The organism is Paenibacillus gansuensis, from assembly GCF_042684925.1.
GTDB classification, from domain to species: domain Bacteria; phylum Bacillota; class Bacilli; order Paenibacillales; family DY6; genus Paenibacillus_N; species Paenibacillus_N gansuensis.
In genome coordinates this window covers 164,521-174,514 of sequence record NZ_JBHUME010000010.1, presented here as the reverse complement: position 1 = coordinate 174,514, position 9,994 = coordinate 164,521, and the positions used below count along the sequence as shown (strand labels likewise).

The 9,994-nt window shown below is 40.9% G+C and carries 10 protein-coding genes; all 10 read right to left on the bottom strand.

The window, feature by feature from the left end:
* Nucleotides 1-169 precede the first annotated feature (169 nt).
* A complete protein-coding gene (locus ACFSUF_RS17380) occupies nt 170-850 on the bottom strand; it encodes a hypothetical protein (protein WP_377604763.1) in 681 nt (226 codons plus the stop codon).
* 229 nt (nt 851-1,079) lie between these two features.
* On the bottom strand, nt 1,080-1,478 hold the full coding sequence (locus ACFSUF_RS17375; RefSeq protein WP_377604761.1) for a VOC family protein: 399 nt from the start codon (nt 1,476-1,478) through the stop codon (nt 1,080-1,082).
* Between the two features lie 187 nt (nt 1,479-1,665).
* Complete coding sequence (locus ACFSUF_RS17370; protein ID WP_377604759.1) at nt 1,666-2,034, bottom strand: hypothetical protein; 369 nt, start codon at nt 2,032-2,034, stop codon at nt 1,666-1,668.
* A gap of 174 nt (nt 2,035-2,208) precedes the next feature.
* Nucleotides 2,209-2,733 (bottom strand): GNAT family N-acetyltransferase, encoded by a 525-nt coding sequence (locus ACFSUF_RS17365; RefSeq protein ID WP_377604757.1) that lies wholly within the window; start codon nt 2,731-2,733, stop codon nt 2,209-2,211.
* Nucleotides 2,734-2,879: 146 nt separating this feature from the next.
* Nucleotides 2,880-3,380: a hypothetical protein gene (locus ACFSUF_RS17360; protein WP_377604755.1), complete on the bottom strand. Its 501-nt coding sequence runs from the start codon at nt 3,378-3,380 to the stop codon at nt 2,880-2,882.
* Nucleotides 3,381-3,737: 357 nt separating this feature from the next.
* Nucleotides 3,738-4,058 carry a hypothetical protein gene (locus tag ACFSUF_RS17355; protein ID WP_377604753.1) on the bottom strand — a complete coding sequence of 107 codons (321 nt, stop codon included), beginning with the start codon at nt 4,056-4,058 and terminating at the stop codon, nt 3,738-3,740.
* A 238-nt stretch (nt 4,059-4,296) separates the two neighbouring features.
* On the bottom strand, nt 4,297-4,626 hold the full coding sequence (locus ACFSUF_RS17350; protein ID WP_377604776.1) for a low molecular weight protein tyrosine phosphatase family protein: 330 nt from the start codon (nt 4,624-4,626) through the stop codon (nt 4,297-4,299).
* A 1,062-nt stretch (nt 4,627-5,688) separates the two neighbouring features.
* Nucleotides 5,689-6,150: a GNAT family N-acetyltransferase gene (locus ACFSUF_RS17345; protein WP_377604752.1), complete on the bottom strand. Its 462-nt coding sequence runs from the start codon at nt 6,148-6,150 to the stop codon at nt 5,689-5,691.
* 160 nt (nt 6,151-6,310) lie between these two features.
* Nucleotides 6,311-7,336 carry an aminoglycoside phosphotransferase family protein gene (locus ACFSUF_RS17340; RefSeq protein WP_377604749.1) on the bottom strand — a complete coding sequence of 342 codons (1,026 nt, stop codon included), beginning with the start codon at nt 7,334-7,336 and terminating at the stop codon, nt 6,311-6,313.
* 583 nt (nt 7,337-7,919) lie between these two features.
* Nucleotides 7,920-9,206, bottom strand: a complete 1,287-nt coding sequence (locus ACFSUF_RS17335) for an IS110 family transposase (protein WP_377604747.1) — start codon at nt 9,204-9,206, stop codon at nt 7,920-7,922.
* Nucleotides 9,207-9,994: the final 788 nt, after the last annotated feature.

Sequence of the window (9,994 nt, the reverse complement as noted above, 5' to 3'; positions counted from 1 at the left end):
TGATTATATCAAATGAAATCCCTTATTTTGGGAAGAGTTTTGTTATAACTAATCTGCCCGTTACTTCAACAGTAAAAAGAGCTGCATCAAAAGCAGCTCCTTCACTATCGTGCCCGTTCGTAATGAACTAGCCTCTTATCTTGTCCTCTAGGAAAAAACTGTTCCTCAACTAGTACGCTTTGAAAGCGACGAAAATCGAACCGATCATCACAACAATGCCGCCAACCTTGCTCGTGAAATAATAGAAGTCGCTCGGCACTGGGTTCTCGTAATTGAGCCGCTGCGGAGATAGACGGAACATCAGATCCTGGAAGGCTTGGTACTGGAAGCTGCACCAGCCAAAGATCAACAGCCCGAGGGCAAGAAACAAAAACCCTGGCATACCTCGTTTGACATGGTAACTAGGGTAAGCCGAACTTACAAGCGCCGACGGCGGAAAATCCTCTTCCCCTTCCTGCTTGATCCGCTCGCCGTTGGAGTACGCCTGAATATCCATGATGATATTGCCTTTGTCATCGTAGCCCAAGAGCATGCCATTATTATCTTCGACGCTGTAGACATGGCCGTTCGGATAGGTAACGCGGTACTTAGTAGAGTAAGTAACGCTTTTGTCTGCAATCCCATAGGACTGCCCGCCAATGATCACAGTGCGGTGCAGCTCGTCGTCGGTGCGTACTTGGACGGGATCGGACGTGCTGCTATGATAGGTAACGAGACGATCTTGTTCATTGGCGAATTTGTACGTATCCTCGTACAGGTAGAAGACGCGGTCCGTGAAATAGGGTTTCGACAAGACGCCCGTCAAGATGGACACGAGGAGAACGGAGACGAAGAAAATAGAACTAGGCATTTTCATTTTTCGGAATAAAGCCATTCGGGTAGAAATATGCGCTCATCCTTTCTGCTTTATCCCTTTTACGTCCTAATGAAAGGTGGTTGCAAGCATTTATGCAAATGATATTAATTCCACTAAACTTCTCCGTTAGCTGAATGAAGATCGTATCGAACCGACGGCCGCATCGAACGAAGCGTGGTTAAACAGTTATATACTGCTAACCATGAAACAGAAGCATCCTATATTAATTCTTCAATTCAATTACTGAAAACATATTTTTGTCTAGATCATAAAACTCTAAGAAAAAAGCAAATCCCTCATCCAATACTTCTGAGCATTCAATATTCTTCTCCCGACAATGCTGGTATAGCTCTTTTATTCTCTTGGTATGAAACCCGTGCATGGCATGTTTGTCGCCTATACTATCTACGAACCAATTGGGATTCTTACCAGCCTGATTTAACAAAAGAGTCGGTAAACCAACGGGTGTAGCATCAGTAAACGGTAACAAGACCGATAACTTCCCGTTATTAAAATCTTCTTTGAATCCAAAGTGGTCACTGTACCACCTTACCGACTCCGCTAGATTAGTTACCGAAACCTGAATGTAATCCATTCTTTCAAGAAGATCATTACTATACATCTAGATCAACTCCCATATTGATTTAATGTATAACTTGCAATCTTAGTAAACGCCTTAATATATTACATATTCGGGAATCGATTGAACTATCCTGCCCGTTACTTCAATAAAAACCAGGGAGCAGCTGCAGCGGCGATCCTGCTCCCTGGTTATTTCACTGCGTTCTCCGTTAGCGAAATGTTCTCAGCTAACTTTTAGCTCCGTACTTCCCGTTATCCTTCGCCTTTATAAATTGTTTTTCTCCTAATTTTATGGCGATATATTCTGAAGTTTCTACACCGTCGATTTTATAAAGCTTTGTGCCTTCAGGATACATATTAGAAAACCCATTTGAGTACATCCCTTCAGAGTCTGAATATTTTTTGATTTCTCCGATTTCATCGCCGATGTCTTCGGGGTCCACTTGATCTTTAAGGATTTCATAAATATCATCATTCCAGATTACAAAACTATATGCCCAGTCTGCACTTGATTTTGATAATGAACTTCCTGAATCACCACACCCGGAAATAAATACAATAATGAGCAGAAGATACAATATACCTCGTCTATTCATAATCAGCCCCCTTTAATAAACGACGTCATAATGCAATAAATGGTTGCGTTATCCTGCCCTTTAGCTTAATGGCAAAGGGAGCAGTTGCCTCGCATTAAGCTGCTCCCTGGATTGCTAAACTCTTAACGTACTCCATTAGTGCAAAGATGTCATCACCGCTTACTCCTCAGTAGGTTAATTTTTACTATTAGAGAGCTCTTTAACCAGGTACAACAGTAATTCATCATTAACTACAACTGTTTCTCCAGGCTTAACCTCATTATTTTGATACGATATGCCATTTCCATCTAAAACATAACCCCGCTTACAATACATTCGTTGAGCATTTCCATAGTCTTTGTATAGCCCTACACCTAAGCCGATTAATTGCGTTGTTTTAGCTGCGATTTCCTCTAATTCGTCAAACAATCTGCTAGCTATCCTCTTATTTCTATGATGTGGGAACACGTTCAGATCGTTAATTTCAGGTATTTTGTTGTCCAAAAAGTAAGGATAATTTGATTCATAAAGCAAATGACTGCATCCTGCGAGTTCATCGTTATCATAAGCCAATAATGTTACTCTCAAGCCGATTTCATTTTCTGATAAACATCTCTCATGATAATCGCTTATTGAGAACCACGGATAGTACTTTGAAAACTCAGAATCAAGTAACTTTACTTGGTCAAAATTAGATAATCTTTTAGTCGAAATTGGCATTATCCATCCTCCAGACCATTAAAATCGTTTATAATCAAACTCTACTGCCCATTAGCGTAAAGAGGCTGCCATACAAATTCGTGGCAGCCTCATCAGTTTCCTTTATCTTACTATCGTTCCTCGTTAGCTTAGTTGATCAACCAACATTAATACCGCTTCCAGTCATCAGGAACATGCAACCATATCCCCGTCACAACACACTCATTCCCTGGGATGTATTCACTATGTGTATATCTGAAAGGTACTTTAAGTGTATTTTCGATTTCTTCTAATGTCTGCATGTTGGTTGATTTGACACATCGCTTGTCATAAGAATTGATAAGTGCATCTACTTTTTCCTTATTTGCTTCAAACATATCGTTCTGCAACTCACTGAACCAACCATCATAATACTCGGACTTCGGACCTCCCATCCCATGCGGACATCCTTTGGGATTTAGTGGGTCAAAATAACACCACCATGAGACATCGGAGATAATCACACCTATTGCTGAAATCTCATCGATAAACGGCTTCAAGTTATTTCTCATAATAATACAATCAATATATCCACTGCCGACTGGCTGTACTTGATACAATGTAAATATAAGTTCTATCTGTTCGACCAGACTTCTCTTATTAGAATCGAGGTATTCAAAGTATTTCATAACTTTTTCTTCTCCCAATTGCATATTCGTACTCAAGCAATCTGCCCGTTAGCATAACGCGGCTACCGTTTCACGCCGGGGTTTGTATTTAGCACCCCGCAAGTTAGATCAACCAGAAACTGAAGTAATCAAGAATACATAGTTATCCATATTCTAGCTCGATCCGTCAGAATGTCATAATGTTCTTGTCAAAATCGGGAATGTCCTCAAGTTCTTGTCCATCTGATTTTGACAAGAACTTGAGGACATAAAAAGAAAAAGCCGCTTCACAAGCGACTTTTAATGCAACCATGTTCTTGTCACCGGACAGCTATAGGCCGCGGATGATTCTCGCCGTTATGTGCCGATAACGCGGAACTATTGAACAAATGAATCGTTCCGCTCCCAATGCCCGCCTTCATCCGTGCTTCGATAACTCATTATAGCAGCTTGAAGTGCACCTTTTGCAGCTTCCTCTAGCGTTTTATAGCTGTTTTCCATGGATTCCGCATAAACAGGACCAGCATTATCGGCACCTTTGTAAAAGTGACTGAGCTCATGAAAGTAACTGCCCTCACGATTTTTGAGAATATGAATACAAATAGAAATGCCATCAACTCTAGCTTTCAAACTTTGAACAACCTCGTGAACGGATTCAATATCCGCATGAACATTCTCCAGCTCGGATAAATTTAACATGATCTATGCCCCTCCAACTCTCATTAAAAGATATCGTGGATAGTTTATCCAGTTTGCTCAAAACGATTCAAATGACTTACACGACTTACAGGCCCCTGGGGAAAGAATATTCGGCTACCTGCCGTGGCGATCTGTCCCTTGTTTATGCACGATCGTTCGCCGTTACTTTAATAAGAAATATCTGAATAGGAGGGACAAAAAACGTTTCATAGTAATAACACCTTTTTATCGAGACTCACTACTCTGGGACATCTATATATTCTGATACTCTAGCTTTAAGTATTTCAATTAGTTCTTCATCCATAAAACCATAATCGTCGGGTATATCTAGGTTGCAGATCGCCTTTTCGTTAAGTGTTGATCCAAATTTATGTTTGAGTCGGCTCAAATGCTTTTTTTCCATTACAAATATGAGATCTGCCCAACCAATGTGCCCACTTGTTACCTTAATCCTAGCACCATCTTCTGTCCCAGCAGACCTCACATCATAACCATTATATTTATGGAATATTTTTTCGGCTGTTGGGCTTCGCCATTTGTTTCTGCTACATATAAACAAAATTTTTATGTTAATCATCCTCTTATCAGATAATAATACACTAAAAGTGGCATCTACGTTTGCGTTAACCTGCCCGTTAGCTTAATGCCTACGGCCAGTCTAAAACTTTATTTTCGTGTCTAATACTTTATTTTTCAGTCTACAACTTTATTTTAACTTCACATCAGAACTCATTCGTCATATTGCCATGGATATTTATCTAATAAACGACATTTCATATTCCAAGTTTTATTATAAATACATTTCAATTTATCATGAAAATTGAGTAAGTAAATACATCAGGGTAAAATGGAAATAATCAAGAAAAAGCCCGTGCTTACAAGGCACGGGCTAACGACATGCATCTTCCAACTCAATGACATTTCATGTTCCAACTAGCGACATTTTAACTTACAACTCACAATAATAATAATGTGATATTCCATAATTAATTAGAAAACGGAACCGGCAAACTCGCTTGGCTCCGTTTTTGTTGTTCCAAAAATGATTAGAATCTGAAGTGGGCCACGGCGAATTTAGCGTTTTGTTACAAAATTCGTTAGAAAAAAATTTTCAGCCTTGTTGCATAAATATGCATGTGAATTAACTTCAACAGTAACAACAAACTGAATGACGCAGAGGTCATTCAGTTTGTTGTAAATAACTCTTTATATTGCCATCTTAGAAAACAATTTAAATACATTTCTCTAAATCCAGAAGCAGAGCTTCTTTCAACAACCTATTTAGAGCAAATCTTTGATTTTAGGATAACTCGGCTGCAGTCTATTCTGAAAATTTGTGGCCTTTCAAGGGGGATTTGATCATGTTTGAGCGGGATAAAATTCTTTAAACGGAAGCCGACTTTGACAATGCTATATGGTTTGCAGTTAAAGTAGAAGTTTTGCGACAAGGCGTTCTTATTGATTGTGGTGGCGTAATAAGTTAGGCAATCCCAAGATGCAATATCCATTAATGATGGTCATTACTTAAGAATGAACTATGAATTCAAGGTTAAATGATTTTCTGCATCTGGCATCATCATTGGACTATTTTTCTGCAGCCTTCACTGTGTTATTGCGCTATTGTTCCCAGTTAGTTGAACGCCGGGGCCTCATACACCTTTGTTTTGTCACCAGTAAAAATGTATGCATCAGTAACATGATTCCAGCCGTATTTCTCATAATAGCCATTCAAATCCGTACAAAGATAGAGTTTGGAGTGGCCTTTTTCTTCCGTTTCTTGAAGAGCATGCTTCAGCAATAAAGACCCGATCTTCCTCCCCCTATATTCAGGAGAAACATACAAACAGGCAAGCCACGGAAATATATCTTGCCGAGAAATCAAATCATTGCGCAATAAAGCGTATGTACCGATAATTGAGTCGTATTCTAATGCGATATAGAAGCTTGGCAGGTCACTACCAGTATTTATTGAATGAAGTATACAATCGTGATAAAACATAAAATTCTTTTCGGCACCCCATTGATTCCAAAACAACTGTACAGCTCTTTCAAAATACTCAGCCTTATCTTTCAGTGCATATACCTCTATCATTAAATTCACCCTATCTCGTTGTTAAACAGCTTGGTTACACTACCTAACCGTACCATTAGTTGGAGCTACCCTGCCCATTAGCTTAACGAGGCTGCCATACGTATTCGTGGCAGCCTCATCAGTTTCCTTTATTTATCTATGTCCCGTTAGTTTAGGCTATTTAACCAGAAGGGATGATTAAAGGGATAGTCTTCATTTCATAGATTTTCTGGAGAATTTGGACATGCTTCCTCTTCTTATCATCAACCTCTGTGTGAAGGTACCCCTCCACAAGCCTGTACCCGAATACAAGAAGCATTATTTCGTACACACAATGGTCAGCGATTGGGTATATATCCGTATATTCTGAAAAGCCTTTGTAATATGCAGGGATGCATCGCTGATAATGTTCAACCATGTGATCAATATCCGGTTCATCCGCAATCAGACTTGCGAGATCCTCACCTAGATAGCCCCATCCGCTGGTATCCCAATCAATGAGCGCGAAATTGCCATCAGCATAGATAAGGTTGGTTACCCAGAAATCCCTGTGACAAAGAACAAGTGGCAATTTTTCAATACGGTCGAATATCTCATCTGCTTGCTCATCGATGTCGATGAGCATTTGCCGTACGTGCAGCGGCAATTCGCAGTCCTCCGATCGTAAATAATCATAAACGACCGGCCATGACCGGTAATGCAAATACGTATTCTTCATTAGATCTGCATGACTCAGGTTGGTCAGGCTCTGCAGCACGGCGGGTTGCAGAGCATACAGTTTCCCTTGAAAGCGCCCTAACTCCCTTGCGGCTTTTTCATACATTTCACTGGTCAAGTCTAATCCGGTTACTCCATCGATGTATTCCAGCCACAGATGGTATTCATTAATTTCGGCATTGAACTCGGCATAATAACATGTCGGCCAGCGGAGGGCTTCCGAGAAAGCCGCCCCCAAGTCAGACGAATACAGATCGTATTCCCGACGCCATGAACCCGGATCGCCGTATCGCTCCCATTTCTTTTGGACCTTCAGTACAATACGGTACGGCAATATTTCACCTTCTGCGGTTTGGGCGCTCCCCGATACCAGGTACACATTTCCCACGGTTCCGCCCTGCAGCGGCATAGTTTGGCAGTCGGCCGCGGTGATATCCTTCTTAAACCGTTGGTTTAAGGCATAAATCAGCTTTTCAAGTTTAATATTCATTAATCCCTCCGTCTTCTTCTTTGTCGATGAGGCAGCGCGTATTACCCTTCGTTATCATATTGCGCGGCTTAGATACCCATTTATGAAAACAACAACCGTTTTGATCAACTGCTAAGATGATTATATCAAATGAAATCCCTTATTTTGGGAATATTTTGTTATAACTAATCTCCCTCTATGGAGAATCGCTTTTCTCTTAAATGCTCTCGTTTTCTTAGCTTTGGACCAAGTGTTCTTCTTCACAGATAACATCTAGATGGAACGAAGTTGTAGAGGAAGAAATTTATGGGGCTGGTAAAGGCGCGAAAAAGTCTCCACCTAAACCACTCTCTGTAAAAAGTGGATGCTTAGGTAAAGTATGGTTGCACCTTTGGATCTCCACATAAGCTCATGGTGGTCAACCCTCCCACATCTCGCAGAGTCTACGCTCCCACATTCCTTCATTCAACCTGTCCATGAGGTGGAGGTCAGATATGCTGCCCGACAGGATCTTCGTCCGTATGTTAGTGCCGTTCCGACTCATCCGTGCTTCTTGTTATCTGTTATTTTCTTTACTATGTCACCATCGATGGAAAACTTTCAATTAAGCTGCTTGCGGTAATTCTGCAAATCGAGGGATATCCTGGATCATTTTCTCTTCACTGAACTCATGTCCCTTTTTCAATATACCGAACAGGATCCGTATGAGTTTGTTACACAACGCGATGAGAGATTGCATCTTTTTAAGCGGATTTATCGGCCGTTTGGTGTAGTACTCGTGCAACGCTCGGAAGGCTGCGTTTTTAGCGACCAATGGCATCATTACTCTAAAGAGTAAGGCGCGCAGGCGTTTTCGGCCTCTCTTGGTTATCTTGGTCTGCCCTTTGTGTGTGCCGGATGAATTTGTTTTCAAATTCAATCCAGCCAGCTTAGTAATCTGCTTGGGGTGACGGTACTGGCTAATGTCACCTACCTCAGCAAGGAATCCTGCGATGGTGTCTCTTCCAATCCCTTTCATGGCCAGCAATTGCGGCACATGAGGAATCTGTATGAGTAATTCATCCAATCGTGCTTCCAACTCTTCGAGCATGTTATGAAGCCATTCGTACTGGGTAAGCAAGAGCTTAAGTTCCATTTTCGCTAACTCCGAGCCCGTTCTTATGCCTACTGAACGACTCGCTGCTTCCTTCAAATTCTTGATCGGACCTAGACCAAGCCCTCGCTTTGCCACCTCTCTCAGGTGCTGCAGCAAGGTTTCATCCGATACGATTACAAGCTCATGTGGCAGTAAATAGAGGCTCAGCATTTGGATGGCAGACTTGCATTCCCAATCCTTAAATACCGTAAGAAACTCTGGAAAATACCGATCTAGCCAGTTATGGACACGCGCTTGGACCACACAAAGGTCAGTCGTTAGGTGATCGCGAATCTTCATCGCTTCCCTCAATTCCGCATAAATGCCCTGAGGAAGGCTTGGTATGGCGTATCTCCCGTCTTTGACCAGCTGTGCAATGACTTTCGCATCCTTAACGTCATTTTTCGTCGGCGAGTTGTCATCGAGCTCTTTGCTTTTCTTTACGTGCAGCGGATTTACAACACCGTACGCTATTTGTTTTTCTCTTAGGAAATGAGCTAGGTTCAGCCAGTAGTGGCCAGTTGGTTCCATACCTACCATGACGTCTTGGAAACCTTGTTCTGTAAAGATCTTCTTGAACCAGCTCACAAACAACTTAAATCCTGCCTGTGTATTTTCAAAAGTAATTGGCTTCCCGAACTCGACTCCGCGGTTGTCTTGTGCGCGAGCCACATGTTTGAATTTTGCGATATCTACACCGACAATTAAGGTAGATGATGTGATTTGATTAATTCGTTCATTTTGATTAAAATTCATGTTGTGTTCTCCTTGGTTTGTTTTTGGGTCCGTTCAGCCGGCCAGCGTCGTGGACCCCATTAACATCATACCAAGGAGTCTTTTTTTCTCTCAAACCTCGTATTACTTCATAATAGGAATGCTGCCCTTTAATTTAACAAAGGCTGCCGTACATATTCGCGGCAGCCTCGTTAACTTCCTTATTAAACTATCGTTCCCGTTAGCTTAAACTCCACTTGGATATCTGTGGAGCCTGAGTTCTCCTGCCCGATGTTTTTGTTCATCTTAAAAATAAATAAATTATTATTATTAATACAATTAATCCAATAAATGTTGGATACCCCACATAAGATCGAAATTGTCCGTGTTGAAAATTATTGGTTGGGTTTTTATTTATATGTTCATTTAATTTTTCTCTTTTGTTATCATCCATTTTACTCTCTCCATTATTAATTATTTAGATATTTAGATTGAAGGTATTGTATATTCCTTTATAGTATCCGCAGAAAATGAAGGAAAGAACATATCTTGTTGTGTTTAAAAGTTTTTAATTACGTTATCGTGTCCCGTTAGTTAAGCGAGGAGGTTTCAGAATTTCACATCGTAACCAATAACCTGCTTTGTTATGGGATTAAAATAAACAGTTATAGGTCCAAGCAAACCTTCGTTATCCGTATGAAACGAAACCCGAACAACTTTATTCGCATTAATCCATAATAACCTTCGACTAAATTTCGCATTTGCAGTCGGTTTGGGAATAAACAATCCCTTTATACGCTTGTCATGCAGATCGATGATGGATACGTCAC

Excerpts from the sequence above, each read along its gene's own strand:
- ACFSUF_RS17360 (WP_377604755.1), bottom strand. The coding sequence starts at position 3,380 with ATGAAATACTTTGAATACCTCGATTCTAATAAGAGAAGTCTGGTCGAA.
- ACFSUF_RS17345 (WP_377604752.1), bottom strand. The coding sequence starts at position 6,150 with ATGATAGAGGTATATGCACTGAAAGATAAGGCTGAGTATTTTGAAAGA.
- ACFSUF_RS17335 (WP_377604747.1), bottom strand. The coding sequence starts at position 9,206 with ATGAATTTTAATCAAAATGAACGAATTAATCAAATCACATCATCTACC.
- ACFSUF_RS17355 (WP_377604753.1), bottom strand. The coding sequence starts at position 4,058 with ATGTTAAATTTATCCGAGCTGGAGAATGTTCATGCGGATATTGAATCC.
- ACFSUF_RS17370 (WP_377604759.1), bottom strand. The coding sequence starts at position 2,034 with ATGAATAGACGAGGTATATTGTATCTTCTGCTCATTATTGTATTTATT.
- ACFSUF_RS17365 (WP_377604757.1), bottom strand. The coding sequence starts at position 2,733 with ATGCCAATTTCGACTAAAAGATTATCTAATTTTGACCAAGTAAAGTTA.
- ACFSUF_RS17340 (WP_377604749.1), bottom strand. The coding sequence starts at position 7,336 with ATGAATATTAAACTTGAAAAGCTGATTTATGCCTTAAACCAACGGTTT.
- ACFSUF_RS17380 (WP_377604763.1), bottom strand. The coding sequence starts at position 850 with ATGCCTAGTTCTATTTTCTTCGTCTCCGTTCTCCTCGTGTCCATCTTG.
- ACFSUF_RS17375 (WP_377604761.1), bottom strand. The coding sequence starts at position 1,478 with ATGTATAGTAATGATCTTCTTGAAAGAATGGATTACATTCAGGTTTCG.